The 23,679-nt window shown below is 45.5% G+C and carries 37 protein-coding genes; 6 read left to right on the top strand and 31 right to left on the bottom strand.

Features of this window, described 5'->3' with window-relative positions; genetic code table 11:
- The first annotated feature begins 3 nt into the window (after nt 1-3).
- The 3 genes from hda (at nt 4) to fusA (EP25_RS0116195) (ending at nt 4,042) form a co-directional block, all read left to right on the top strand.
- A complete protein-coding gene (gene hda, locus EP25_RS0116205; protein ID WP_031434861.1) occupies nt 4-708 on the top strand; it encodes a DnaA regulatory inactivator Hda in 705 nt (234 codons plus the stop codon).
- On the top strand, nt 698-1,639 hold the full coding sequence (locus EP25_RS0116200; protein WP_031434860.1) for a ketopantoate reductase family protein: 942 nt from the start codon (nt 698-700) through the stop codon (nt 1,637-1,639). Before hda ends, EP25_RS0116200 begins: the two co-directional genes overlap by 11 nt.
- Nucleotides 1,640-1,957: 318 nt before the next feature.
- Nucleotides 1,958-4,042: an elongation factor G gene (gene fusA, locus EP25_RS0116195; protein WP_031434859.1), complete on the top strand. Its 2,085-nt coding sequence runs from the start codon at nt 1,958-1,960 to the stop codon at nt 4,040-4,042.
- A 94-nt stretch (nt 4,043-4,136) separates the two neighbouring features.
- On the opposite strand, the gene sodB is transcribed toward fusA (EP25_RS0116195), so the two are convergent.
- Entirely contained in the window at nt 4,137-4,718 is a 582-nt protein-coding gene (gene sodB, locus EP25_RS0116190) for a superoxide dismutase [Fe] (RefSeq protein WP_031434858.1), read from the bottom strand.
- Nucleotides 4,719-4,891: 173 nt separating this feature from the next.
- Between sodB and EP25_RS0116185 the strand changes: the two genes are divergently transcribed.
- The 3 genes from EP25_RS0116185 (at nt 4,892) to fdxA (ending at nt 6,607) form a co-directional block, all read left to right on the top strand.
- A complete protein-coding gene (locus EP25_RS0116185) occupies nt 4,892-5,371 on the top strand; it encodes a CYTH domain-containing protein (RefSeq protein ID WP_031434857.1) in 480 nt (159 codons plus the stop codon).
- Between the two features lie 48 nt (nt 5,372-5,419).
- On the top strand, nt 5,420-6,106 hold the full coding sequence (locus tag EP25_RS0116180) for a tetratricopeptide repeat protein (RefSeq protein WP_031434856.1): 687 nt from the start codon (nt 5,420-5,422) through the stop codon (nt 6,104-6,106).
- A 177-nt stretch (nt 6,107-6,283) separates the two neighbouring features.
- Nucleotides 6,284-6,607, top strand: a complete 324-nt coding sequence (gene fdxA, locus EP25_RS0116175; protein ID WP_031434855.1) for a ferredoxin FdxA — start codon at nt 6,284-6,286, stop codon at nt 6,605-6,607.
- Nucleotides 6,608-6,876: 269 nt separating this feature from the next.
- Here the strand turns inward: fdxA and rplQ are convergent, their stop codons facing one another.
- From rplQ to fusA (EP25_RS0116035), 30 genes are all read right to left on the bottom strand, one after another.
- The gene (rplQ, locus tag EP25_RS0116170; RefSeq protein WP_031434854.1) at nt 6,877-7,263 is read right to left on the bottom strand and encodes a 50S ribosomal protein L17; all 387 of its coding nucleotides are present in this window, start codon (nt 7,261-7,263) and stop codon (nt 6,877-6,879) included.
- A gap of 23 nt (nt 7,264-7,286) precedes the next feature.
- Nucleotides 7,287-8,291 carry a DNA-directed RNA polymerase subunit alpha gene (locus EP25_RS0116165; protein WP_031434853.1) on the bottom strand — a complete coding sequence of 335 codons (1,005 nt, stop codon included), beginning with the start codon at nt 8,289-8,291 and terminating at the stop codon, nt 7,287-7,289.
- Between the two features lie 19 nt (nt 8,292-8,310).
- Nucleotides 8,311-8,931, bottom strand: coding sequence for a 30S ribosomal protein S4 (gene rpsD, locus EP25_RS0116160; protein ID WP_031434852.1), 621 nt, complete (start codon nt 8,929-8,931; stop codon nt 8,311-8,313).
- Between the two features lie 18 nt (nt 8,932-8,949).
- Nucleotides 8,950-9,336, bottom strand: a complete 387-nt coding sequence (gene rpsK / locus EP25_RS0116155) for a 30S ribosomal protein S11 (protein ID WP_031434851.1) — start codon at nt 9,334-9,336, stop codon at nt 8,950-8,952.
- 22 nt (nt 9,337-9,358) lie between these two features.
- Nucleotides 9,359-9,715, bottom strand: coding sequence for a 30S ribosomal protein S13 (gene rpsM, locus EP25_RS0116150; RefSeq protein WP_031434850.1), 357 nt, complete (start codon nt 9,713-9,715; stop codon nt 9,359-9,361).
- Between the two features lie 75 nt (nt 9,716-9,790).
- A complete protein-coding gene (gene rpmJ / locus EP25_RS23025) occupies nt 9,791-9,904 on the bottom strand; it encodes a 50S ribosomal protein L36 (RefSeq protein ID WP_084191067.1) in 114 nt (37 codons plus the stop codon).
- Nucleotides 9,905-9,928: 24 nt separating this feature from the next.
- A complete protein-coding gene (secY, locus tag EP25_RS0116145) occupies nt 9,929-11,230 on the bottom strand; it encodes a preprotein translocase subunit SecY (RefSeq protein WP_031434849.1) in 1,302 nt (433 codons plus the stop codon).
- 25 nt (nt 11,231-11,255) lie between these two features.
- Nucleotides 11,256-11,690, bottom strand: a complete 435-nt coding sequence (gene rplO / locus EP25_RS0116140) for a 50S ribosomal protein L15 (protein WP_031434848.1) — start codon at nt 11,688-11,690, stop codon at nt 11,256-11,258.
- Complete coding sequence (rpmD, locus tag EP25_RS0116135; protein ID WP_031434847.1) at nt 11,690-11,848, bottom strand: 50S ribosomal protein L30; 159 nt, start codon at nt 11,846-11,848, stop codon at nt 11,690-11,692. The genes rplO and rpmD overlap by 1 nt, the downstream gene beginning before the upstream one ends.
- A 31-nt stretch (nt 11,849-11,879) precedes the next feature.
- Nucleotides 11,880-12,386 carry a 30S ribosomal protein S5 gene (rpsE, locus tag EP25_RS0116130; protein ID WP_031434846.1) on the bottom strand — a complete coding sequence of 169 codons (507 nt, stop codon included), beginning with the start codon at nt 12,384-12,386 and terminating at the stop codon, nt 11,880-11,882.
- 9 nt (nt 12,387-12,395) lie between these two features.
- Nucleotides 12,396-12,752, bottom strand: coding sequence for a 50S ribosomal protein L18 (gene rplR / locus EP25_RS0116125; RefSeq protein WP_031434845.1), 357 nt, complete (start codon nt 12,750-12,752; stop codon nt 12,396-12,398).
- Between the two features lie 9 nt (nt 12,753-12,761).
- Nucleotides 12,762-13,295 carry a 50S ribosomal protein L6 gene (rplF, locus tag EP25_RS0116120; protein ID WP_031434844.1) on the bottom strand — a complete coding sequence of 178 codons (534 nt, stop codon included), beginning with the start codon at nt 13,293-13,295 and terminating at the stop codon, nt 12,762-12,764.
- Nucleotides 13,296-13,308: 13 nt separating this feature from the next.
- Entirely contained in the window at nt 13,309-13,704 is a 396-nt protein-coding gene (rpsH, locus tag EP25_RS0116115) for a 30S ribosomal protein S8 (protein WP_031434843.1), read from the bottom strand.
- 31 nt (nt 13,705-13,735) lie between these two features.
- Complete coding sequence (gene rpsN / locus EP25_RS0116110) at nt 13,736-14,041, bottom strand: 30S ribosomal protein S14 (RefSeq protein WP_031434842.1); 306 nt, start codon at nt 14,039-14,041, stop codon at nt 13,736-13,738.
- A 15-nt stretch (nt 14,042-14,056) separates the two neighbouring features.
- Nucleotides 14,057-14,596, bottom strand: a complete 540-nt coding sequence (gene rplE / locus EP25_RS0116105) for a 50S ribosomal protein L5 (RefSeq protein ID WP_031434841.1) — start codon at nt 14,594-14,596, stop codon at nt 14,057-14,059.
- 10 nt (nt 14,597-14,606) lie between these two features.
- Nucleotides 14,607-14,924 carry a 50S ribosomal protein L24 gene (gene rplX, locus EP25_RS0116100; protein ID WP_031434840.1) on the bottom strand — a complete coding sequence of 106 codons (318 nt, stop codon included), beginning with the start codon at nt 14,922-14,924 and terminating at the stop codon, nt 14,607-14,609.
- 12 nt (nt 14,925-14,936) lie between these two features.
- Complete coding sequence (gene rplN, locus EP25_RS0116095) at nt 14,937-15,305, bottom strand: 50S ribosomal protein L14 (protein ID WP_031434839.1); 369 nt, start codon at nt 15,303-15,305, stop codon at nt 14,937-14,939.
- 41 nt (nt 15,306-15,346) lie between these two features.
- Nucleotides 15,347-15,607, bottom strand: coding sequence for a 30S ribosomal protein S17 (rpsQ, locus tag EP25_RS0116090; protein WP_031434838.1), 261 nt, complete (start codon nt 15,605-15,607; stop codon nt 15,347-15,349).
- A complete protein-coding gene (gene rpmC / locus EP25_RS0116085) occupies nt 15,604-15,801 on the bottom strand; it encodes a 50S ribosomal protein L29 (protein ID WP_031434837.1) in 198 nt (65 codons plus the stop codon). The genes rpsQ and rpmC overlap by 4 nt, the downstream gene beginning before the upstream one ends.
- Nucleotides 15,801-16,214, bottom strand: a complete 414-nt coding sequence (gene rplP / locus EP25_RS0116080; RefSeq protein WP_031434836.1) for a 50S ribosomal protein L16 — start codon at nt 16,212-16,214, stop codon at nt 15,801-15,803. Before rplP ends, rpmC begins: the two co-directional genes overlap by 1 nt.
- A gap of 16 nt (nt 16,215-16,230) precedes the next feature.
- Nucleotides 16,231-16,902, bottom strand: a complete 672-nt coding sequence (rpsC, locus tag EP25_RS0116075; RefSeq protein WP_031434835.1) for a 30S ribosomal protein S3 — start codon at nt 16,900-16,902, stop codon at nt 16,231-16,233.
- A gap of 10 nt (nt 16,903-16,912) precedes the next feature.
- Nucleotides 16,913-17,248: a 50S ribosomal protein L22 gene (gene rplV / locus EP25_RS0116070; RefSeq protein WP_031434834.1), complete on the bottom strand. Its 336-nt coding sequence runs from the start codon at nt 17,246-17,248 to the stop codon at nt 16,913-16,915.
- Nucleotides 17,249-17,257: 9 nt separating this feature from the next.
- Nucleotides 17,258-17,530: a 30S ribosomal protein S19 gene (gene rpsS, locus EP25_RS23020; RefSeq protein ID WP_084191066.1), complete on the bottom strand. Its 273-nt coding sequence runs from the start codon at nt 17,528-17,530 to the stop codon at nt 17,258-17,260.
- A gap of 12 nt (nt 17,531-17,542) precedes the next feature.
- Nucleotides 17,543-18,370, bottom strand: coding sequence for a 50S ribosomal protein L2 (gene rplB, locus EP25_RS0116065; protein WP_031434833.1), 828 nt, complete (start codon nt 18,368-18,370; stop codon nt 17,543-17,545).
- A 43-nt stretch (nt 18,371-18,413) separates the two neighbouring features.
- Nucleotides 18,414-18,713 (bottom strand): 50S ribosomal protein L23, encoded by a 300-nt coding sequence (rplW, locus tag EP25_RS0116060; protein WP_031434832.1) that lies wholly within the window; start codon nt 18,711-18,713, stop codon nt 18,414-18,416.
- Nucleotides 18,710-19,330, bottom strand: a complete 621-nt coding sequence (gene rplD / locus EP25_RS0116055) for a 50S ribosomal protein L4 (protein WP_031434831.1) — start codon at nt 19,328-19,330, stop codon at nt 18,710-18,712. Before rplD ends, rplW begins: the two co-directional genes overlap by 4 nt.
- A 3-nt stretch (nt 19,331-19,333) precedes the next feature.
- Nucleotides 19,334-19,984 (bottom strand): 50S ribosomal protein L3, encoded by a 651-nt coding sequence (gene rplC, locus EP25_RS0116050; protein ID WP_031434830.1) that lies wholly within the window; start codon nt 19,982-19,984, stop codon nt 19,334-19,336.
- 32 nt (nt 19,985-20,016) lie between these two features.
- A complete protein-coding gene (rpsJ, locus tag EP25_RS0116045) occupies nt 20,017-20,328 on the bottom strand; it encodes a 30S ribosomal protein S10 (RefSeq protein ID WP_031434829.1) in 312 nt (103 codons plus the stop codon).
- A gap of 7 nt (nt 20,329-20,335) precedes the next feature.
- The gene (gene tuf, locus EP25_RS0116040; RefSeq protein ID WP_031434817.1) at nt 20,336-21,526 is read right to left on the bottom strand and encodes an elongation factor Tu; all 1,191 of its coding nucleotides are present in this window, start codon (nt 21,524-21,526) and stop codon (nt 20,336-20,338) included.
- A 28-nt stretch (nt 21,527-21,554) separates the two neighbouring features.
- Nucleotides 21,555-23,651, bottom strand: a complete 2,097-nt coding sequence (fusA, locus tag EP25_RS0116035) for an elongation factor G (protein ID WP_031434828.1) — start codon at nt 23,649-23,651, stop codon at nt 21,555-21,557.
- Nucleotides 23,652-23,679 lie beyond the last annotated feature (28 nt).

The following is a 23,679-nucleotide window of genomic DNA, read 5'->3' as shown; positions in this document are numbered from 1 at the left end:
CCCATGGCGGAACAGCTACCCTTACAGTTTGAATTTCAAAGCGACCAAAGTTTTGCCAGTTTTTATGCCGGTAATAACCAAGAAGTTCTAAACCACTTGCACGACTTCATCGAGGTCGGCACGGAACAACAAATTTATCTTTGGGGTGATGCGGGACAAGGCAAAACACATTTATTGCAAGCCTGCTGCCATTGCGCCAGGCAACATGATAAGAGTGTTTTTTACTTGAGTTTTAATGGTGCGGATCTACCCGATCCCGCCCTGCTGGAAGGTCTGGAAACATTGGATATCGTCTGTCTGGATAACATCGAACAGATCGCCGGACAAAAAGACTGGGAACAGGCGTTGTTCAATTTCTACAACCGCCACCGCGACCATGATAAGCAATTGTTGCTATCTGCCGACTGCCCACCCAAATACCTGCCTTTTCAGTTACCCGACCTAAAAACGCGCATGAGCTGGGGCCTGACGTTAAAACTTCAAGCCATGAACGATGAACAACTTGTCAAGGCGCTCAGCCATAAGGCGAAATACATGGGATTCGACATTGCCGAAAATGTGGGCGCTTTCCTGCTTTCCCATTATGCCCGCGATTTGCCGGCTTTATGGCTATTACTGAAAAAAATCGATCACGCCACGCTGGCGGCCAAACGCAAACTGACCATTCCGTTTTTGAAACAAATCATGGCCCATTTCGATGAGCGATAACGTTTTAATCGTCGGCGCCGGCGCCATCGGCGCATTTTATGGCGCTTTGTTGGCGAAAGCCGGCGCCGACGTCTCGGTGGTCTGCCGCTCCGACTATGACATCGTCAAACAGCGTGGTTTCAATATCGTGAGTAGCGACTTGGGTAACTGGACTTTCAAGCCGGCACAAGTTGTCAAATCGGCAAGGGAATATCAAGGCTCGGCTGATTATGTCATTCTCTGCACAAAAATGACCACCCCTAACCGGGCCGCATTAATCAAAGACGCTGTCGGACCGGAGACGGTTATCGTCTTCATCCAGAATGGCGTTGAGACCGAGCAGGAATTACAGAACGCCTTTCCCGATAACGAAGTCGTCAGCGGCTTGGCCTTTATTTGCTGCAATCGTCTGCAAGCGGGAGAGATTACGCACCTGGCTTACGGCAAACTTTCCTTGGGCAATTTGCCTTCCGGAGTCAGCTGCAAAACGCGACATCTGGCCGATTTATTTCGACAAGGCGGCATAGAATGCGTGACATTGGAAGATATCGTCACAGGCCGCTGGGTTAAATGCGTCTGGAATGCGCCTTTTAATCCGTTATCGGTGTTATCGGGCGGTTTGGCCACGCTGGATATTTTGCGCACCCAAGAGGATTTCGTTCGCAGCATCATGCAGGAAGTCTGCTCAATCGCGGCCGCCTGTAACCATCCGCTTCCCGCTGACATCGTCGAGCAGAATATTCAAAAAACCTTTACGATGCCGCCTTATAAAACCAGTATGTTGCTGGATTATGAAAAAGGGCAAACCATGGAAACCGAAGCGATTCTTGGCAATGCGGTGCGTGCGGCCGCTCGCGAAGGCACTTCCTGCCCAAACTTGAACGCGCTTTACGCGATGATGAAATTGCGTGAACTACAATTGCAACAAGCCAAACGGCATCGAAAGAATTAGAAACAGTCACTACTGTTTAAATTCGCCAACGTCAACCTCTTGGCATTTATCCACCCTCCTCGGTTCTTCATCAAAATTTGCCATTTGCCGGCATAAAGCAAACTCTTTACAGGATTTATTCTGTTTTTTCAAATTTTTAAGTTACAATAGGAAATTTTTTAAAGCTGCTACAAAGCAGTTTTAAAAACGGTAAATATTCGCTGCATTAATCGGCATTCGCGCCAGATTAACCATAAGGTTTATGAATCCGGTACTATCAACCCTTGCCTGAAAGCCGGGGTATTAATCGTTTTTTATGTCCATTTTTAGAGTACAAACATGACAGATCTATCGCTTTACAGAAACATCGGTATATTCGCGCACGTGGATGCCGGTAAAACCACTACGACGGAACGTATCCTTAAACTAACCGGTAAAATTCATAAAACAGGTGAGGTTCATGACGGTGAAGCAACAACCGATTTCATGGAACAGGAAGCGGAGCGCGGCATCACCATTCAATCCGCCGCCACTTCTTGCCAATGGAACGGCCACCGCCTGAACATTATCGACACCCCGGGGCACGTTGACTTCACTATTGAAGTGTATCGTTCATTGAAAGTTTTGGACGGTGGTATCGGTGTATTCTGCGGTTCCGGCGGCGTTGAGCCTCAATCGGAAACCAACTGGCGCTATGCGAACGACTCCGAAGTTTCCCGCGTGATCTTCGTTAACAAACTGGACCGTATCGGCGCCGATTTCTACCGCGTCGTCAAACAAATAGAAGATGTTCTAGGCGCACATCCATTAGTCATGGTTTTACCTATCGGCATCGAAGACCAGTTCAAAGGTGTTGTCGACCTGCTTTCTCGCAAAGCCTATGTCTGGGACGACTCTGGCCTGCCGGAAAATTACGAAATTCAAGACGTGCCTGCCGACATGGCTGACCAGGTCGAAGAATGGCGTGAAAAACTGCTCGAAACCGCCGTAGAGCAAGACGACGATTTGATGGAAGCGTACTTGGAAGGCCAAGAACCATCAGTAGAAGACATTAAACGTTGCATCCGCAAAGGAACGATCGACCTGGCCTTCTTCCCGACTTATTGTGGCTCGGCCTTCAAAAACAAAGGGATTCAACTGGTACTGGACGCCGTTACCGACTTCCTGCCGAACCCGACCGAAGTCAAACCGCAACCGGAAACCGACGAGGAAGGCAACGAAACCGGCAATTTTGCGATCGTCGACCCTAACAAACCATTGCGCGCACTGGCGTTCAAGATCATGGACGACCGCTTTGGCGCCCTGACCTTCATCCGCATTTACTCAGGCCGCATGAACAAAGGTGACACCGTACTGAACACTTTTACCGGCAAAACCGAGCGTATCGGCCGCATCGTGGAAATGCACGCCAACGATCGCATCGAACTCGAGGGCGCTCAAGCCGGCGACATCGTCGCGGTCATCGGCATGAAAAACGTGCAAACAGGACACACCTTGTGTGATCCGAAATCACCGGCCACACTGGAACCAATGGTATTCCCCGACCCGGTTATCTCGATCGCCGTCGCCCCGAAAGACAAAGGCGGTTCCGAAAAACTGGGTATTGCGATTGGTAAAATGGTACAGGAAGACCCGTCTTTCCGCGTTGAAACCGATGAAGACAGCGGCGAAACCATCCTGAAAGGCATGGGTGAGCTGCACCTGGATATCAAAATCGACATCCTGAAACGGACTTACGGTATTGACGTTGAGGTGGGTAAACCTCAGGTTGCTTATCGAGAGACCATCACACAACGCATCGAAGACAGCTATACGCACAAGAAACAATCAGGCGGTTCCGGTCAATACGCGAAAATCGATTACATCATCGAGCCGGGCGAGCCAGGCAGCGGCTTCCAGTTTGAATCTACTGTAACCGGCGGTAACGTGCCGCGCGAATACTGGCCTGCGGTTGAAAAAGGTTTTGAGCTTAGCCTGGATAAAGGCGTATTGGCGGGCTTCCCATGCCTGGACTTCAAAGTTAACTTGTTCGACGGCGCCTTCCATGCCGTTGACTCGTCAGCAATCGCGTTCGAAATCGCCGCAAAAGCAGCTTATCGTCAATCGATCCCCAAAGCCGGCCCTCAATTGCTGGAGCCCATCATGAAAGTCGACGTCTTCACCCCGGAAGACCATGTCGGCGATGTGATCGGCGACTTGAACCGTCGCCGCGGCATGATCAAATCGCAAGAAGCCGGTCCAACAGGCGTTCGCATCAAAGCCGATGCACCTTTAAGCGAAATGTTCGGTTATATCGGCGACTTACGTACGATGACCTCCGGTCGCGGCCAGTTCTCGATGGAATTCTCTCATTACTTGCCATGCCCTAAAAACGTGGCCGAAGAAGTAATTAAGGAAACCCAGGAACGCAACAAAAACAAGTAATCGGATTACGAGGCCTGAGTCATCGGGCCTTTCTTTCGGACATAAAAAAAGCCCGCTTACTTAAGGTAAGCGGGCTTTTTTTTGCGACCCCTAATTATTTGTCGTAATTAGCGCCGGCAAAATCCCAATTCACCAAGGCCCAGAAAGCTTCCAGGTATTTTGGTCGCGCATTACGATAATCGATGTAATAAGCATGCTCCCAAACGTCGCAGGTCAAAATGGGTGTTTTGCCGTCGGTCAAAGGACAAGCGGCATTACTAGTACTAACCAACTCCAAACCACCATCGGCATTTTTCACCAACCATGCCCAACCGGAACCGAAAGTAGTCACCGCACACTTGGTAAATTCTTCTTTAAATTGCTCGAAAGAACCGAATGTTCTGTTGATCGCGTTCGCTAAACCACCAGCGGGCTCTCCTCCACCATTAGGCGACAGACTGTTCCAATAAAATGTGTGATTCCATACCTGCGCCGCATTGTTGAATACACCCCCGGAAGATTTCATGATGATTTCTTCCAAGGACAGGCCATCAAACTCCGTACCTGGCACCAGATTATTCAGATTAGTCACATAAGTTTGGTGATGCTTACCGTAATGATACTCGATGGTTTCCTCGGATATATGAGGAGCTAGCGCATCGTTTGCGTATGGTAATGCAGGTAATTCAAAAGCCATTATTATTCTCCAAAACAAAAAACAAAATGAAAGCTATCAACTAAAACCCAGTATTATAATAAAGAATTGTCACTTTAGCATGCCAAATCCGTAATGCCTAGCTCTTTAGCCTTCAGCATTTATTTATTAAAATATAAGAATCCTTTAATCCACAACAATCCAATAAATCACTTATGCCGTTAGAAATTGAACACAAATTCCTGCTAGCCAATGACGAGTGGCGCCAGCATATTAAAAAGAGCGTTTACTACAAGCAAGGATATTTAAGCAGCACTAAGCAGAACTCCATCCGCATCAGAATATCCGACACTCATGCCTGGATAAACATTAAAAGCGCAGTTATTGGAACACATCGACTGGAGTACGAATACGAAATCCCATTATCAGAAGCAAACGAAATCTTAGAGCAACTTTGCCATAAGCCGCTAATTGAGAAAAAACGACATTTTGTTGCCCAGGATAAACACACTTGGGAAATAGACGAATTTCTAGGCGCCAACCAAGGACTAGTTGTTGCAGAAATCGAGTTATCGTCTTTAGACGAGGAGTTTCACAAGCCTTCTTGGCTAGGCAAGGAAGTCACCCATGATTTGCGCTATTACAACAACAATTTATGCAAATTCCCTTACCGTGACTGGCCTATAAAAGATTAATTTTAAATACATATTGAAATATAGTTCGTTTTACTCTATATTTCCTGTATGAATAAAACCACTGTTGTTGCTTTTTTGCTACTTTTTAACTCAGGCATTGTCGCAGCCTCCCCATTGTCCGACTCAATCAGCCGGATTGAATCCGATTGGGCGATAAGCTACTACCTAAAAACGCCTGAACAGCAAAAGACCGATTACCCCTTACTCTTACAAAGGGCTCGCACAGTGGGCCAACGCTATCCTCATGCCGCCGAACCCAGAATTTGGCAAGCCATTCTCTTGTCGGCAAATGCGGAATTTGAGCCAGCCTTAACAGCCCTGAAGTCCTTAGACGCCGCAAAAAGCCTTTTGGAAGACGCCATAAAGACTCAACCGGATGCACTTGAAGGAGCCGCCTACGTCACTTTAGGCACGCTTTATTACATGGTGCCGGGATGGCCTATTTCATTTGGAGACAAAGACAAAGCGGAACAATTATTAAAAAAGGCATTATCAATAAATCCCAATGGTATCGACGCAAATTATTTTTATGGCGATTATTTACTTTCACAAGATAAATTTTCCGACGCGGTAAAATATTTTACCGCCGCAATAAAAGCCCCTACCCGCAAAGAACAAATGCTAGCCGATTTACAGCTACAAAAAAACGCCAGCATGGCGCTTGCAAAAGCCCAACACAATATGAATGAAGGCAAGAGCAAGTTTCTATCGTTATTTTCGACGCACAATTACTAAACAACACTACAGTTTAATCGTTACTATTGCATTAAACTTCTTGCAATAAGTATTCAACGCTTTTCTAGCAACACCGTAAAAACAATAAGCCGCTTCATGCTATAACGGTTATTTTTTAATGCCTCGGTTTCTGCTAATATATCGCGAATAATTCCTTATTAACTATCGGATGAAACCATGACCTTTGTAGTCACAGAAAATTGTATCAAATGTAAATTTACCGATTGCGTCGATGTATGCCCGGTCGACTGTTTTCACGAAGGGCCGAATTTTTTAGTGATTGATCCGGATGAATGTATCGATTGCACCCTATGCGAACCAGAGTGTCCGGCAAATGCAATATTCGCCGAAGATGAACTTCCTGAAGGGCAGGAGATGTTTATTGAACTAAACGCAGAATTGGCCAAAACATGGCCGAGCATTACCGAAGTAAAGGACGCATTACCGGATGCCGACGAGTGGAACGGAAAACCCGACAAAGCCGAGTTACTCGAACGATAAGCCCGCCGCCTTTCTTCCTCATGTATCCGGCCGACTTAGCTTGTGGCCGGATATGCAAGCCTCCCCCACAATCAAACTAGTACTAGAATACGCTCCGCTCTATACGTTTGCTCATCCATCATATAGCCTTTAGTCCGCCGCCAAAAAATCACCCCCAGCTCATGTTAGCTTAATGGCGGCCGTAAACTAAAATTTTATTGTCGCCCCGACCTCATCCTAAACCGTACTATATTCTAGGCAAAAAAAAGCCGGCTTACGCCGGCTTTTGCTTATTCTTCCTCGGAGACATCCTGACTCTCGGGTCGGTCTACCAACTCAACATAAGCCATCGGAGCATCATCTCCGGGCCTGTAGCCACATTTTATAATTCGTAGATAACCACCGGGTCTTTGTTGATAACGCGGCCCCAGCTCATTGAAAAGCTTGGACACAACTTCGCGATCACGTAATTTCGCGAATGCTTGACGCCTCTTAGCGACGCTATCCACTTTTGACATTGTAATCAAAGGTTCAGCGACTTTCCGCAATTCTTTAGCCTTAGGCAAAGTGGTCTTTATCAACTCATGCCTGATCAAAGAACCTGCCATATTGCTAAACATAGCTTTCCGATGACTACTATTTCTATTTAACTGTCTTCCAGATTTACGATGTCTCATTTCTACAACGACCTTATATTAGTTTACATTCCAGCTTGGGATTGATCCAGATTTTCGGGCGGCCAATTTTCAAGACGCATACCCAATGATAAACCTTTTATTGCAAGTATATCTTTAATCTCTGTTAAGGATTTTTTACCCAAATTTGGAGTTTTTAATAACTCAACTTCTGTCCGCTGAATCAAATCACCAATATAGAATATATTTTCAGCTTTCAAGCAATTTGCCGATCTAACAGTCAGTTCCAGATCATCAACTGGACGCAACAAGATAGGATCGAATTCCGGCTCCGGCTCTGTCGGCTCTTCCACCACCTGCTCTTTGACCTTTTCAAAGTCTACAAAAACAGATAACTGATCATGCAATATCGTGGCAGCGAGCTTAATAGTCTCTTCCGGATCGACGGTTCCATTAGTTTCCAACTCAACGATCAACTTATCAAGATTAGTACGTTGTTCAACACGAGTACTTTCCACATGATAAGCCACCTTGGTCACCGGGCTAAAAGAAGCATCCACCATCAAAGACCCGATTGGAATGTTCTCCATGTTTTCTTTTCTGGCATGAGCCGGAACATAACCACGACCACGCTCTATCTTCAGGTTAATATTAATGCTTCCTTCCTGAGTTAGATTAGCGATCACAAGATCAGAATTCACGATCTCAACGTCGTGAGGTAATTTGATATCACCTGCCTTGACAGGACCTGGACCACTTTTTGTCAGAGTTAATGTGACTTCATCTTTGGAATGCAGGATTACAGCAAGCTTCTTCAAATTGAGCAGGATATCGATCACATCCTCATGCACACCCTCGATGGTAGTGTACTCGTGCAAGACGCCTTCTATCTCAACTTCTGTAACTGCACACCCTGGAATAGAAGACAATAAAACTCGTCTTAATGCGTTTCCCAATGAATGCCCGAATCCTCGTTCTAAGGGTTCGATAACAATTCGCGAATGGTTTGCCGTCTGACTTACAACCTCAACTAATTGAGGTCTTAACAAGCCAGCAATTGAATTCTGCATAATATAAATCTCAGAATAGTTATTTAGAATAAAGCTCTACAACCAGCTGCTCATTTATTTCACTACCTAAATCGGCACGATCAGGCAATGATTTGAAGGTTCCACTCATTTCCTTAGAATTTACCTCGACCCAAACTGGAAAACCGTATTGTTCGGTCACAGTCAACGAGTCAATGATCCGCTGTTGTTTTTTTGCTTTTTCTCTAACCTTAACAACGTCACCTGGCTGCACTTGGTAAGAGGGTATATTTGTTACTTGATCATTAACCAAAATGGCTTTATGGGAAACCAATTGCCTTGCTTCCGCACGAGTTGCTGCGTAACCCATTCTGTAAACCACGTTATCCAGACGACTTTCCAGCATATTCAATAAATTTTGACCGGTTGCACCTTTTTGCTGGTCAGCCTTCTTGTAATAATTCCTGAATTGTTTTTCCAGAACTCCGTACATCCGGCGAATTCTTTGTTTTGCACGAAGCTGCAAAGCATAGTCCGAGCTTCTGGTACGCTTGGTACCATGTTGACCAGGACGTTGATCAAGCTTACACTTCCCTTCTAACGATTTGCCTCTGCTTTTGAGGAACAAATCCGTACCTTCTCTGCGACTTAGCTTACAAGTCGGACCAAGATATCTTGCCATTATAACTACTCCGAAATCTTAAACGCGGCGTTTTTTAGGTGGGCGACATCCATTGTGTGGAATAGGAGTCACGTCAACTATATTAGAAATTTTAAAACCCAGATTGTTCAAAGAACGTACAGCTGACTCTCGACCGGGACCAGGACCTTTAATCATGACGTCAAGATTTTTCATACCGTATTCCTGAGCAATTGAGCCGGCTTTTTCCGCAGCGACCTGGGCAGCAAAGGGCGTGCTTTTACGAGAGCCACGAAATCCGGAGCCGCCCGAAGTAGCCCAGGACAGAGCATTACCTTTTCTATCGGTAATGGTAATTATGGTATTATTAAAAGAAGCATGAACGTGGGCAATGCCGTCAGCGACTTCTTTTTTAATTCGTTTTTTTGCACGATTTTGAGTTGCCATTTCTTAGCCTTCCAAGAATATCTTATTTTCTAATCGGTTTACGAGGACCTTTACGAGTACGCGCATTAGTTCTGGTTCTTTGCCCTCTTAACGGTAATCCGCGACGATGACGAATACCTCGAAAACAGCCCAAATCCATCAAGCGCTTAATATTCATGGAGACTTCTCTACGAAGATCACCTTCGACAGTCATGCCAGAAATTACTTTACGGATAGACTCCAATTGGTCTTCAGATAAATCTTTAATTTTAACCGAAGGTTCAATACCAACCTCAGCGCAAATATTTTTTGCAGTTTGACGCCCAATACCATAAATTGCAGTTAAAGCTATTTCTGCATGCTTATGCTCTGCTACGTTTATTCCGGCAATACGTGCCATCTAGATACTCCTACAACGGTACTCTAAAGTTAAGCGCGAAATTATAGCATCCCACCAATTCCAGCGCAACAAAATTCAACCTTGACGCTGCTTATGCCTTCCATCTTTACAGATGACACGTACAACACCATTTCTTTTTATAACCTTACAATTTCTACAAATTTTCTTTACAGATGCGCGAACTTTCACAACAATCCCCTTGGATACAATAAACTACTTTTTCAGATTGGCCTTTTTCATCAGGCCATCATATTGTTGTGTCATCAGATGTGTTTGCATTTGGGAGATAAAATCCATCACCACAACTACAATGATCAACAACGATGTACCACCAAAATAAAAGGGCACATTCCAGTACACAATCAAAAACTCGGGTAACAAACATACCAGTGTAATATAGAACGCACCAACCAATGTTAAGCGGGTCATTACTCTATCGATATAGGCTGATGTTTGCGCACCAGGTCTTATACCAGGCAAAAACGCACCCGATTTCTTCAAATTATCTGCCGTCTCTTTTGAATTAAATACGATCGCCGTATAGAAGAAGCAGAAAAAAACGATTGCAGTCGCATAGCACAGTACATATACAGGCTGCCCTGGCGATAGGACAGTTGATATGTCTTGCAACCAACTAAATCCTTCTGCGTTGCCGAACCAACCAGCGATCGTAGCAGGAAATAGAATAATGCTGGAAGCAAAGATCGGAGGAATAACGCCAGCCATATTTAATTTCAACGGCAAAAAGCTGCTTTGGCCTGCGTACATTCTTCTGCCCTGCTGTCTTTTTGGATAATTTATGATTATCCGCCGTTGGCCGCGCTCGACAAAGACGACTAAAGCCGTGACCGCAACCGCGATTAAAAACAGCAGCACAATAAATGCACCATTCATTTCACCGGTTCTGGCCAATTCTAATGTTCCGCCAATCGCAGAAGGCAAGCCCGAAACGATACCGGCAAAAATGATCAACGAAATACCATTTCCGATTCCTCTTTCCGTTACCTGCTCACCTAACCACATTAAAAATATGGTTCCTGTAACCAACGTAATGGTAGTAACAATAATAAAGCCGACACCTGGATTGATTACAACGTTTAAACCACCTGCCGTTTGATTTTGCAAGGCAATGGAAATACCAATCGCTTGAAATGTCGCTAACACAACGGTGCCATAACGGGTATATTGGGAGATCTTGCGACGGCCCGCTTCGCCTTCCTTTTTCATCTGTTCTAAAGAGGGGATAACGACCGTCATCAACTGCATAATGATTGATGCAGAGATATAAGGCATGATCCCAAGCGCGAACAGGCTCAACCTTCTTAAGGCGCCACCAGAAAACATGTTGAACATATCCAGAATGGAACCACTCTGTTGTTCAAACATAATGGCCAACGCTTTGGGGTCAATCCCAGGCACAGGAATATGGGCCCCTACCCTATAAACAAAGAAAGCTCCAAGAACAAAAAGCAGCCTTGACTTAAGTTCTGAAAACCCGCCTATTTTATTCGCCATTTCAGCTCTTGAAGTACTCACTGCGTTATTCCTCTACTTTGCCACCGGCCGCTTCGATTGCCTGTTTCGCACCGGCTGTTACTGCCAAACCTTTAATCGTGACGGCTTTAGTCACCTCGCCGGATTTGATCACTTTTACTTTTTTTGTAAAAGTAGGGACCAGATTTGCCTCGACCAAGGCTTTCAAGTCGACCACATCAGTGTTAACCAACCCTAATTCGCTCAGTCTCAATTCAGCAGTAAGCTTTTTGATTCTAGAGGTAAAACCTACCTTAGGCAAACGGCGTTGCAAAGGCATTTGACCGCCCTCGAAACCGACTTTATGAAAACCACCGCTACGAGATTTTTGCCCTTTATGGCCTCTGCCGCATGTTTTACCAAGAGTTGAGCCTATGCCACGGCCCACTCGCTTAGACTTTTTGCGTGCTCCATAGGCAGACTGGATACTATTCAAGTACATTAAACTTCCTCAACTTTCAACATGTATGAAATTTTATTGATCATGCCACGATTCTCGGGCGTATCAATAACTTCAACAGTTTGACGAATCTTTCTCAAACCCAACCCTTTCAGGCAAGCCTGATGACTTTTTAAACGACCAATTTTACTTTTGGTCATTGTTACGCTAAGTTTTTTTCAGCCATGATTATTATCCGGTTATCTCTTCAACGGTTAATCCACGCTTAGCGGCAATTGCTTTGGGATCATGCATGCTGGCCAGCCCTTCGATGGTCGCCCGAACCACGTTAATCGGATTCTGCGTACCAACACATTTGGCCAGAACGTTATGCACACCGACCACTTCGAATACTGCCCGCATTGCGCCACCTGCGATAATCCCGGTACCTTCAGAAGCAGGTTGCATATAAACCTTTGCAGCTCCAGTGTTCGACATCACTGAATATTGTAAGGTATCGCCCTTCAAGGCGACCTTCTTCATATTTTTACGAGCTTGCTCTAAGGATTTTTGAATTGCTATAGGCACTTCACGAGCTTTGCAAACGCCATAACCTACACGACCTTCGCCATCGCCGACCACCGTCAGTGCCGTAAAACCAAAAACTCTACCGCCCTTAACTACTTTTGCTACACGTCGTACAGAAACTAATTTTTCCTGCAAGCCGTCTGTACTACCTTGAGATGGTGCTGTTGCCATTATATACCCCTAGAACTTCAATCCAGCTTCGCGTGCGGCATCCGCTAATGCTTTCACACGACCATGATATTTAAAACCTGAACGATCGAACGCAACTACCGTAACGCCCGCCTCAATCGCCTTTTGAGCAATTTTTTTGCCTACTTCAGAAGCAGCAGCGATGTTACCGGTCTTATTGTTTACCGCGCTTTTTACGTCAGCTTGTGTCGTTGCCGCACTAGCGAGTGTTGTTTTACCGTCGGTGCTTAAAACCTGGGCATAAATATGCTGAGATGTTTTATGCACAGTCAGCCTGTTTACACCTAGCTGTTTTATTTTGCTGCGTTGTCTCAACGCACGTTTTAAACGGGATGCTCTTTTATCCATCACTTTATCCTACTTCTTCTTGGCTTCTTTTCTTGCAACATACTCATCAGCATAACGAACACCTTTGCCTTTGTAAGGCTCTGGTGGACGGAAAGCCCTGATTTCCGATGCAACCTGACCAACCTGTTGTTTATCGCTGCCCTTTACGACTAACTCTGTTTGGCTGGGAGCCTCGACGGAAATGCCTTTTGGCACTTCATAAACAACCGGGTTGGAATAGCCCAACGATAAAGTCAGTTTACTGCCTTGGACCTGTGCACGATAACCAACACCGATCAACGTTAATTTTTTTTCGAAGCCCGCGGAAACGCCTGTCACCATGTTGTTAATAGACGCCCTTGCTGTCCCTGCGTGTGCCTTGGCATTTTTTACAGCTTCATCCCACTTCACAGAAATGACGTTATCGTTAATTTCGACATTAACGCCGTCGTGAATATCGAAAGATAACTGACCCCCTTTACCTTTCACAGTCATGCTATTTCCGTTCAATTGAACGTCGACTCCTGATGGAATGGTGATCGGGGCATTTGCTACTCTAGACATTTACTCACCCTCCTTAGCAAACTGTGCAGATGACTTCACCGCCATGCCCGATTGCCCGCGCAGCGCGATCGGTCATAACCCCTTTCGATGTGGATACGATAGCAATACCTAATCCACCCAAAACTTTTGGCAGTTCATCTTTTGATTTATAAATACGCAAACCAGGTCGGCTGACGCGCTTTACTTGCTCAATCACTGGACGACCGTTGTAATATTTCAATTCAATGGTCATATCAGTGTGGCTCCCTTTTGTCTCAGTGCCGTAATCCTTAATGTAGCCTTCTTCCTTCAGCACTTTGGCGATTGCAACCTTCACCTTAGATGAAGGCAATCTCACACTTTTCTTTCCCGCAGATTGACCATTTCTGATTCTGGTCAACATATCTGCAATAGGATCTGTCATACTCATTGTCTAATTCTCCAAAAACCTCAATCAGAAATTACCAGCTGCCCTTAGTCAAACCAGGAACGTCACCACGCATGGTGGACTCTCTCAGTTTGTTACGGCTCAGCCCGAATTTTCTGTAATAACCATGAGGCCTTCCAGTCAAGTTACAACGGTTACGCATTCTTGATGCGCTGGAATCTCTTGGTAGTTTTTGCAGCTGCAATTGAGCATTTTCTTTGTCGTCAAACGAGGCATTAGGATCTCTGATAATTTCTTTCAGAGCCTTTCTTTTTGCTTCATATTTGCTGACTAATTTTGCACGCTTCGTTTCTCGTGCAATCATTGATTTTTTAGCCATTTTCTAAATCGCCCTTTAGTTCTTAAATGGAAAATTAAAAAGCTTTAACAATGCACGACCTTCTTCATCGGTCTGAGCTGTTGTTGTGATGGAAATATCCATACCACGCAAAGCGTCAATTTTGTCATAATCAATTTCAGGGAAAATGATTTGCTCCTTAACGCCCATTGAATAATTTCCACGCCCATCAAAGCTTTTAGGGCTCATTCCACGGAAATCGCGGATTCGAGGAATTGCAATATTAATCAAGCGATCCAGAAATTCATACATTCTGTCACGCCTTATTGTTACTTTACAGCCAATAGGCATATCATCGCGGATTTTAAAACCAGCAATGGATTTTCTGGCCAACGTTACAACGGGTTTTTGACCTGAAATCTTTTCCATATCGGCAAGCGCGGATTGTAAAACTTTCTTGTCCGCCACTGCGCCGCCTACTCCCATATTCAGAGTAATTTTACTCAGCTTTGGCACTTCCATAACAGACTTGTAACCAAACTGTTCTTTCAGCGCAGGAATAATTCTTTCTTTATATTCAGTTTCTAGTCTAGCCATGATCTACTCCTTACGCATCAACAACTTCATTAGTCGATTTAAAATATCTGACTTTTTTTCCATCTTCTAGAAACTTAAAGCCAACACGATCCGCCTTCTTGGTTTCCGGGTTATACAAACCAACATTTGAAATATCGATCGGCATATCTTTTTCAATGATACCGCCAGCGATACCGGCATTCGGATTACCGCGTTGATGTTTTTTAACCTGATTAATCCCTTGTACCAAAACTTTATTATTCGCTAGGATTTTTGTTACTTTGCCTTGCTTACCTTTATCTTTTCCGGTTAGCACTACAACTTCGTCGCCTTGTTTAATTTTCTGCATTTTCTGACCCACTTACAATACTTCAGGAGCTAATGAAATGATTTTCATGAATTTATCACCTCTTAACTCACGTGTTACCGGTCCAAAAATACGTGTTCCCAGCGGCTGAAGGTTATTATTCAGAATGACGGCCGCATTGCCATCGAATCTGATCACTGATCCATCGGGTCTACGCACACCTTTGCGCGTTCTAACAACGAGTGCATTATATACATCACCTTTTTTCACACGCCCGCGAGGGATAGCGTCTTTAACACTCACCTTAATAATGTCGCCAATATTCGCATAGCGCCGGTGCGAACCACCCAGTACTTTGATACACATGACCTTTTTTGCACCGCTGTTATCGGCGACGTCAAGGTTAGTTTGCATCTGAATCATTTCTAAATCCCAACTATATTACAATTAAAGTTTTGAAAGACTTAGTTTGCTCTTTCAATAATTTCGACCATTTTGAAGGTCTTATTTTTGGATAATGGCCTGCATGAAGTTATCGAAACCGTGTCGCCTTCATTGCATTCGTTCCGTTCATCGTGAGCCAAAAATTTGGTCGTTTTTTTGACAATTTTTCCGTAGACCGGATGTTTAACTCTTCGCTCAACCAGAACTGAAATGGTTTTATCCATTTTGTTACTTATTACACGTCCCCTTAGGGTACGCATTTTTTCGGTGTTATCACTCATGCCTCGGCTCTCGCTTTTTCGTTCAACACAGTATGAATCCGCGCAATGTCACGTTTCACTTTTTTAACCTGATCTGGCTTGGTCAACTGTCCAGTGCCTTTTTGCATTCTCAGATTGAACTGTTCGCGAGATAACTCAAATAGCATATCGCTTAATTCTTCTTTCGTCTTCTGACGTAATTCACTTGCATTCATTACAGTATCGTCCGCGCAGCAAAAGTTGTTCTGACAGGTAATTTAGCCGCAGCCAATTTAAAGGCCTCACGCGCCAATTCCTCTGGTACCCCTTGAATCTCATACAACATGGTACCCGGTTTAATTTGTGCAACCCAATATTCTACACTACCTTTACCTTTACCCATACGTACTTCCAAGGGTTTTTTAGTAATAGGCTTATCCGGGAACACTCTGATCCAAATTTTACCGCCCCGTTTTACGTGCCTAGTAATCGCACGACGGGCCGCCTCAATTTGGCGGGCGGTAATTCTACCACGAGTTGTCGCTTTAAGGCCATATTCGCCAAAACTTACTGACGAACCACGCAATGCGGTCCCGTTGTTTTTACCTTTATGCTGCTTACGAAATTTTGTTCTCTTTGGTTGAAGCATCGCTCTTTTCCTTCAACTATTTTTTAGATTCTGGTTTAGCAGATGCGCTTTCGGCATCCATATCAAATACTTCACCCTTGAAAATCCACACCTTAATGCCAATAATCCCATAGGTGGTATTTGCCTCTGCGGTGCCATAATCGATATCGGCACGTAATGTATGCAAAGGCACACGGCCTTCGCGGTACCATTCGCCACGGGCGATTTCTGCGCCATTCAAACGTCCGGCGACATTAATCTTGATACCTTCTGCCCCCAACCTCATGGTATTCGTCACGGCACGCTTCATGGCACGGCGATACATGATCCGTTTCTCCAGTTGCTGTGCAATGCTTTCGGCAACCAGTTTTGCATCTAATTCTGGCTTTCTGATTTCTTCTACATTGAGCTGTACGGGAACGCCCAGCATTGCAGACACGTCCTGTCTCAATTTATCAATATCTTCGCCTTTTTTGCCGATCACAATGCCTGGCCGGGCAGTATGTACGGTGATATGGGCATTATTCGCCGGGCGATTGATTTGAATACGACTGACTGACGCATGTGCAAGCTTCTTCTGAATGTAATCACGAACCTTCAGATCCTGCAGCAGAAATACCGGATAGTTTTGGCTGTTTGCATACCATCTTGAAGTCCAATCTTTAACAATCCCAAGGCGTATACCCGTTGGATGTACTTTTTGACCCATTTTTTTGCCTCTACTCGTATTCCGCTACTTTAACTGTTATATGGCAGGTTCTTTTCAGAATATGATTTGCCCGGCCTTTAGCCCTGGCCCGAACCCTTTTTAATGTTGCACCCTCATTCACATAAACTGTCGATACGATCAATTCATCGATATCGGCACTTTCATTGTGTTCAGCGTTTGCAATAGCCGACTCCAAAACCTTTTTTATGATTGCTGCAGCTTTTTTGGAACTGAACTGTAATAAGTTCAGAGCTTTTTCAACTGGCAAACCACGTATTTGATCACCTACCAATCTCGCCTTTTGCGCTGATAAAGGGGCATTACTAAGTTTTGCTGATACTTCCATCTTTCCCTCTTATCTTGATTTTTTGTCCGCGATATGGCCTTTATAGGTTCGGGTAGGAGCGAACTCACCCAACTTGTGTCCGACCATATTTTCTGAGATCAGTACTGGCACATGTTGACGGCCGTTATGTACTGCGATTGTCAGTCCCAGCATTTCCGGGATGATCATCGACCTTCTTGACCATGTTTTAATCGGTTTCCGATTATTGCTCTTTACTGCTTCTTCAACTTTTTTCAGCAGATGATGATCAATAAATGGACCTTTTTTAATTGAACGTGGCACGCTTAATACCTCTTATTTTTGCTTACGGCGTCTGACAATCATGTTATCAGTCCGTTTGTTTTTTCTAGTTTTGTAACCCTTCGTTGGAATACCCCAAGGAGAAACGGGATGTCTTCCACCAGAAGTTCTACCTTCACCACCACCATGCGGGTGATCAACCGGGTTCATCGCAACACCTCTTACCGTAGGTCTTACGCCTCGCCAACGTTTAGCTCCCGCCTTACCCAACGAAATCAGGTTATGTTCCGAGTTGGAAACTTCGCCAACTACAGCCTTGCAATCGGCCATTACCTTGCGCATTTCACCAGAACGCAATCGCAATGTAACGTGCGCGCCTTCTTTAGCGACTAATTGCGCAGAAGCACCCGCACTTCGGGCTAATTGTGCGCCTTTTCCAGGCTTCAATTCCACGCAGTGGATATTTGTACCTAGCGGTATGTTGCGCAACGGCATACAGTTGCCAACCTTAACTGGAGTCGTCTCCGAAGAAACAAGCTCCTGACCTTTTTCCAAACCTTTTGGCGCAATGATATATTTACGCTCACCATCCTTATACAACAGCAATGCTATGTTTGCCGTTCTATTGGGATCGTATTCGATTCGTTCAACAATCGCCGGAACATCCAGTTTGTTACGTTTGAAATCAATGATACGGTAGTGCTTTTTATGACCACCGCCTATATGACGTGTTGTAATTCTACCTTGATTATTGCGACCGCCGCTTTTGCTGTTTTTGTCGAGTAACTGTGCAAATGGCTTACCTTTATGCAATTCATCATTTTTAACACGTACTACAAACCGAGAACCTGGCGATGTCGGCTTTGATTTTAGAATAGCCATGCTTTTCTACCGTTCCTATTGATTCTTTTAAGACTAAAAACTATCAAGCTGCCGCGAAATCGATATCGTGACCGGATTTTAACTTAACATAGGCCTTTTTCCAGTCAGAGCGCTTACCCAAAGTTCGGCCAAAACGTTTGACCTTACCTTTAACGTTCAAAACTTGAACCGAGTCTACTTCGACATCGAACATCAATTCGACCGCTCTTTTAACTTGTAATTTTGTTGCCGAATTCTGTACTCTGAATACGAAACGCTTGTCATTCTCCGCCGCGAATGAGCTTTTTTCCGTGATAATCGGAGCCAGCAATACATTGGCTAACTGACTTTTCTGCATACTCATGACAGACGCTCCTCGATATTTTTCAATGCCGTTGTCGTAGCAATCACTTTATCTGCGGATACCAATGTCACAGGATCGACAGATTCGGCCGTTGCAATCGCGACATAAGGAATGTTCCGCGCCGCTAAATACAAATTTTCATTAATATCGTCGGCGATGATCAGAACTCGTTTAGCGTCCAAAGCTTTCAACTTGCCCGCAAATTCTTTTGTTTTAGGCGAGGTTGGCAGAATGTCGTCGCTCACTGTCAGTCTTTCTTGACGCAGCAGTTCAGAAAAAATCGAGCGTATGCCCGCTTTATACATTTTCTTATTCAACTTCTGCTCGAAGGAGCGTGGTTGCGCTGCAAATGTCACACCGCCAGAACGCCATAGCGGACTACGAGTCGTACCCGAGCGGGCACGCCCAGTGCCTTTCTGACGCCAAGGCTTGATTCCGCCACCTCTGACAGCCGAACGATTTTTTTGTGCTTTCGTTCCAGCACGTGCGCCAGCTTGATATTTAACGACAAGCTGATGAACCAGTGTTTCATTAAATTCTTGACCGAAAACTTGTTCTGCCACGTCAACGGCAGTCGCGGAGTCCTGGTCATTGATTGCAGGTACTTGCAATGCCATATCTTAACCCTTATTTTGCTTCTTAACCGCAGGAGTGATCACAACATCCCCGCCTTTAGCTCCAGGCACGGCGCCTTTCACCAAAATTAGATTTCTTTCGGTATCTACCGCATGAATCGTCAGATTCTGCACGGTTCGTTTAACCGACCCCATGTGTCCGGCCATTTTCTTGCCTTTAAAAACCCGACCCGGCGTTTGACACATACCGTTGGAACCCGGAGCCCTATGCGACAATGAGTTACCGTGGGTTGCATCCTGGGTTCTAAAGTTGTGGCGTCTCACACCACCTTGAAAACCTTTACCGATGCTGGTTCCGCGAACATCAACGACTTGCCCTTCGGAAAAGAGACCCACATTCAATTCAGAACCGGCAGATAAGTCATCACCCTCACCGTCGTTCAACCTGAATTCCCACAAACCACGTCCAGCAGTCACATTCGCGGCTGCATAATGTCCCGCCATGGCTTTATTGACTTTAGATGACTTCTTTTCTCCCGCAGCCACTTGCACCGCACGGTATCCATCTTTTTCCAAATTCTTGACTTGAACGACTCTGTTCGAGTCAATTTGAAGAACAGTCACCGGCACTGAAGAACCATCTTCACAAAAAACTCGGGTCATACCACTTTTACGACCAATAAGACCTATTGACATCTGCCAATCCCTCTACTTTATCTATTTAGCTGTTATTTCAGCTTAATTTGAACATCTACCCCAGCCGCAAGATCCAGTTTCATCAATGCGTCAACGGTTTTATCTGTTGGCTCGACTATATCAAGCAACCTTTTATAGGTTCTTAATTCATATTGATCACGCGCGTCTTTGTTGACGTGAGGCGAGATCAATACAGTAAAGCGCTCTTTTCTAGTAGGCAAAGGAATGGGGCCCTTAACTTGGGCGCCCGTTCTTTTTGCTGTTTCTACTATCTCACCAGCAGACTGATCGATTAATTTATGATCGAATGCTTTTAAACGGATTCTGATAGTTTGATTCGACATTTCTTACTTACTCAATAATTGAAGCAACAACACCCGCACCGACGGTACGGCCACCTTCACGTACCGCGAAACGCAGACCATCGTCCATCGCGATCGGCGCGATCAGCTTGACTTCTACGGTCACGTTGTCGCCCGGCATGACCATTTCCACACCTTCCGGCAACTCTACCGCACCGGTTACATCCGTGGTTCTGAAGTAGAACTGTGGACGATAACCATTGAAGAATGGCGTATGGCGACCACCCTCATCTTTCGACAAGACGTAGATTTCGGCCTTGAAGTGCGTGTGCGGCTTGATGGTGCCAACGTGCGCCAATACTTGACCACGCTCTACTTCGTCACGCTTGGTGCCCCGCAACAGAACACCTACGTTATCACCGGCCTCACCTTGATCCAGCAATTTGCGGAACATTTCAACACCGGTACAAGTGGTTTTAGTGGTTTCTTTGATGCCGACGATCTCGACCTCTTCACCCACTTTAATGATACCGCGCTCTACCCGACCGGTAACTACCGTACCACGACCAGAAATTGAGAAGACATCTTCGATTGGCATCAGGAATGGCCCATCGACCGCCCGCTTCGGCTCTGGAATATAGGTGTCCAACGCCTCGACCAACTTTTCAACCGCCGGCACACCAATGTCGCTGGTATCGCCTTCCAGCGCCTTCAGCGCAGAACCAATGATGATTGGCGTATCGTCACCCGGGAATTCGTACTGGTTCAGCAACTCGCGAACCTCCATTTCAACCAACTCGATCAACTCTTCATCGTCAACCATATCGGCTTTATTCAGGAACACTACGATATAAGGAACACCTACCTGTCTGGACAACAGGATATGCTCACGCGTTTGCGGCATCGGACCGTCAGCAGCCGAACAAACCAGAATCGCACCATCCATTTGCGCCGCGCCGGTAATCATGTTCTTGACATAGTCGGCGTGTCCCGGGCAGTCCACGTGGGCGTAGTGTCGGGTATCCGATTCGTATTCCACGTGAGAAGTTGCAATGGTAATACCACGCTCACGCTCTTCCGGTGCATTATCAATCTGATCGAAAGCTCTGGCCGCACCACCATGCTTTTCCGCCATTACTTTCGTCAATGCCGCTGTTAATGTGGTTTTACCGTGGTCAACGTGGCCAATGGTCCCTACGTTTACGTGCGGTTTCGTTCTTTCAAATTTTTCTTTAGCCATGAGTCAATACCTAAATTTAAACAAAGAGTTAAGATACTTTTTTAATAATTGCTTCTGCAATATTTGCAGGTGCTTCGCTATATTTATCGAACTGCATACTGTATGTTGCCCGACCCTGGGTCGCTGAACGCAAGTCAGTTGCATAACCAAACATCTCAGCCAACGGAACCTCGCACTCAACCAACTTACCCGCTGGCGAATCCCCCATTCCATGGATTATTCCGCGACGCCTATTAATATCGCCGACAACATCCCCCATATATTCCTCCGGGGTAACCACTTCAACCTTCATCATTGGTTCAAGCAATACTGGGTTTGCAGCCTTGGCCCCGTCCCTAAAACCCATCGATCCTGCTATTTTGAAAGCCATTTCACTCGAATCGACATCATGATATGAACCATCGAATAAACTAACTTTTACATCAACAACGGGGAAACCAGCTAGTATACCATTTTCCATCTGCTCTTGTATGCCTTTATCAACTGCCGGTATATATTCCTTAGGCACCACGCCGCCAACTATCTCGTTGACAAACTCATATCCTGCACCTTGCTCAAGAGGCTCAATTCGTAACCAAACATGTCCGTATTGACCACGACCACCCGACTGCCTTACAAACTTCCCTTCACATTCTACTGCTTTTCTAACTGTCTCCCTGTAAGCAACTTGCGGAGCTCCGACATTAGCTTCCACATTGAATTCCCTTTGCAGCCGATCAACAATAATTTCCAAATGGAGCTCACCCATTCCGGAAATAATCACCTGACCGGACTCTTCATCTGTATTAACCCTAAAAGAAGGGTCCTCCTGCGCCAGCTTACCCAGTGCAACCCCCATCTTCTCCTGGTCCGCCTTAGTCTTTGGCTCAACTGCCACCGAGATCACCGGATCCGGAAAATCCATTTTCTCCAGCACTACCGGCTCATTCATATCACACAGCGTATCGCCGGTTGTAACATCCTTCAAACCAATAGCCGCGGCGATATCGCCAGCTCTTACTTCTTTAATTTCTTCTCGACTGTTGGCATGCATTTGCACCAATCGACCAATACGCTCCCTTTTGCCTTTAATCGTATTCAGAACAGCATCGCCGGAGTTCAACACCCCTGAATAAACCCTAAAAAACGTCAAAGCCCCCACATAAGGGTCGGTCGCAATCTTAAAAGCCAAGGCGGAAAATGGCTCTTCGTCCGAGGAATGACGCTCCACCTCTTCCTCGGAATCCACCAAATGCCCTTTAATCGCCAACACATCGGTTGGAGCGGGCATGAAATCAATCACCGCATCTAAAATGCACTGCACGCCTTTGTTCTTGAAAGCCGAACCACAAAAAACAGGCACCGCCTGATTCGCCAAAGTCAACCTTCTAATTCCCTGCTTAATTTCTTCATTGGACAGGTCGTCCGCTTCCAGATATTTTTCCATTAATTCATCAGAAGCTTCGGCCGCCGCCTCCACTAAATGCTCGCGCCACTCACTTGCCAAGCCAGACATTTCCTCAGGAATTTCCCTTTCTTCGAAAGCCACTCCCATATTGGCCTCTTCCCAATAAATAGCCTTCATTTTCACCAGATCGACCACGCCGGCAAAGCTATCTTCTGCGCCAATTGGCAGTTGCATGGGGACCGGATTCGCACCCAGCCTTACTTTAATCTGCTCAACCACACGCAAAAAATCAGCACCAGAACGATCCATTTTATTAACAAAAGCCATTCTTGGGACATGATATTTATTCGCCTGTCGCCATACCGTTTCAGACTGCGGCTCCACACCGCCCACCGCACAAAAGACTGCGCACGCACCATCTAAAACCCGTAACGAACGCTCAACCTCGATGGTAAAATCAACGTGCCCCGGCGTATCGATGATATTGATACGGTGCTGCGGATACTGCTTTTCCATTCCCGCCCAGAAACATGTCGTCGCCGCCGAGGTTATGGTAATCCCCCGCTCTTGCTCCTGCGCCATCCAATCCATAGTCGCCGCACCATCATGCACCTCGCCGATCTTATGAGACACTCCGGTGTAATAGAGGATGCGTTCGGTCGTCGTGGTCTTACCCGCATCTATATGCGCCATGATACCGATATTTCGATAACGGCTTATAGGAGTCTTACGCGCCACAACCTTACCCTTAAACTAACTACAAAAA

This window comes from Methylomarinum vadi, assembly GCF_000733935.1.
Lineage (GTDB): Bacteria > Pseudomonadota > Gammaproteobacteria > Methylococcales > Methylomonadaceae > Methylomarinum > Methylomarinum vadi.
Note: the sequence above shows the minus strand (reverse complement) of the source record. Positions and strands in the feature narration are given on the sequence as shown.

Coding starts and splice junctions, on each gene's coding strand:
- EP25_RS0116180 (WP_031434856.1), top strand. CDS start 5,420: ATGAATAAAACCACTGTTGTTGCTTTTTTGCTACTTTTTAACTCAGGC.
- EP25_RS0116200 (WP_031434860.1), top strand. CDS start 698: ATGAGCGATAACGTTTTAATCGTCGGCGCCGGCGCCATCGGCGCATTT.
- sodB (WP_031434858.1), bottom strand. CDS start 4,718: ATGGCTTTTGAATTACCTGCATTACCATACGCAAACGATGCGCTAGCT.
- rplO (WP_031434848.1), bottom strand. CDS start 11,690: ATGTACTTGAATAGTATCCAGTCTGCCTATGGAGCACGCAAAAAGTCT.
- rplE (WP_031434841.1), bottom strand. CDS start 14,596: ATGGCTAGACTAGAAACTGAATATAAAGAAAGAATTATTCCTGCGCTG.
- rpsH (WP_031434843.1), bottom strand. CDS start 13,704: ATGAGTATGACAGATCCTATTGCAGATATGTTGACCAGAATCAGAAAT.
- rpsQ (WP_031434838.1), bottom strand. CDS start 15,607: ATGAGTGATAACACCGAAAAAATGCGTACCCTAAGGGGACGTGTAATA.
- rplQ (WP_031434854.1), bottom strand. CDS start 7,263: ATGAGACATCGTAAATCTGGAAGACAGTTAAATAGAAATAGTAGTCAT.
- tuf (WP_031434817.1), bottom strand. CDS start 21,526: ATGGCTAAAGAAAAATTTGAAAGAACGAAACCGCACGTAAACGTAGGG.
- rpsN (WP_031434842.1), bottom strand. CDS start 14,041: ATGGCTAAAAAATCAATGATTGCACGAGAAACGAAGCGTGCAAAATTA.
- rplC (WP_031434830.1), bottom strand. CDS start 19,984: ATGTCAATAGGTCTTATTGGTCGTAAAAGTGGTATGACCCGAGTTTTT.
- rplD (WP_031434831.1), bottom strand. CDS start 19,330: ATGGCATTGCAAGTACCTGCAATCAATGACCAGGACTCCGCGACTGCC.
- rplN (WP_031434839.1), bottom strand. CDS start 15,305: ATGATTCAGATGCAAACTAACCTTGACGTCGCCGATAACAGCGGTGCA.
- rpmC (WP_031434837.1), bottom strand. CDS start 15,801: ATGAATGCAAGTGAATTACGTCAGAAGACGAAAGAAGAATTAAGCGAT.
- rpsE (WP_031434846.1), bottom strand. CDS start 12,386: ATGGCAACAGCACCATCTCAAGGTAGTACAGACGGCTTGCAGGAAAAA.
- secY (WP_031434849.1), bottom strand. CDS start 11,230: ATGGCGAATAAAATAGGCGGGTTTTCAGAACTTAAGTCAAGGCTGCTT.
- rpsM (WP_031434850.1), bottom strand. CDS start 9,715: ATGGCACGTATTGCCGGAATAAACGTAGCAGAGCATAAGCATGCAGAA.
- rplW (WP_031434832.1), bottom strand. CDS start 18,713: ATGAGTATGCAGAAAAGTCAGTTAGCCAATGTATTGCTGGCTCCGATT.
- rplP (WP_031434836.1), bottom strand. CDS start 16,214: ATGCTTCAACCAAAGAGAACAAAATTTCGTAAGCAGCATAAAGGTAAA.
- rpsK (WP_031434851.1), bottom strand. CDS start 9,336: ATGGCAACTCAAAATCGTGCAAAAAAACGAATTAAAAAAGAAGTCGCT.
- rplX (WP_031434840.1), bottom strand. CDS start 14,924: ATGCAGAAAATTAAACAAGGCGACGAAGTTGTAGTGCTAACCGGAAAA.
- rplV (WP_031434834.1), bottom strand. CDS start 17,248: ATGGAAGTATCAGCAAAACTTAGTAATGCCCCTTTATCAGCGCAAAAG.
- fdxA (WP_031434855.1), top strand. CDS start 6,284: ATGACCTTTGTAGTCACAGAAAATTGTATCAAATGTAAATTTACCGAT.
- rplB (WP_031434833.1), bottom strand. CDS start 18,370: ATGGCTATTCTAAAATCAAAGCCGACATCGCCAGGTTCTCGGTTTGTA.
- hda (WP_031434861.1), top strand. CDS start 4: ATGGCGGAACAGCTACCCTTACAGTTTGAATTTCAAAGCGACCAAAGT.
- rpmD (WP_031434847.1), bottom strand. CDS start 11,848: ATGACCAAAAGTAAAATTGGTCGTTTAAAAAGTCATCAGGCTTGCCTG.
- EP25_RS0116165 (WP_031434853.1), bottom strand. CDS start 8,291: ATGCAGAATTCAATTGCTGGCTTGTTAAGACCTCAATTAGTTGAGGTT.
- rplF (WP_031434844.1), bottom strand. CDS start 13,295: ATGTCTAGAGTAGCAAATGCCCCGATCACCATTCCATCAGGAGTCGAC.
- rpsJ (WP_031434829.1), bottom strand. CDS start 20,328: ATGTCGAATCAAACTATCAGAATCCGTTTAAAAGCATTCGATCATAAA.
- rpsD (WP_031434852.1), bottom strand. CDS start 8,931: ATGGCAAGATATCTTGGTCCGACTTGTAAGCTAAGTCGCAGAGAAGGT.
- fusA (WP_031434859.1), top strand. CDS start 1,958: ATGACAGATCTATCGCTTTACAGAAACATCGGTATATTCGCGCACGTG.
- rpsC (WP_031434835.1), bottom strand. CDS start 16,902: ATGGGTCAAAAAGTACATCCAACGGGTATACGCCTTGGGATTGTTAAA.
- rplR (WP_031434845.1), bottom strand. CDS start 12,752: ATGGATAAAAGAGCATCCCGTTTAAAACGTGCGTTGAGACAACGCAGC.
- EP25_RS0116185 (WP_031434857.1), top strand. CDS start 4,892: ATGCCGTTAGAAATTGAACACAAATTCCTGCTAGCCAATGACGAGTGG.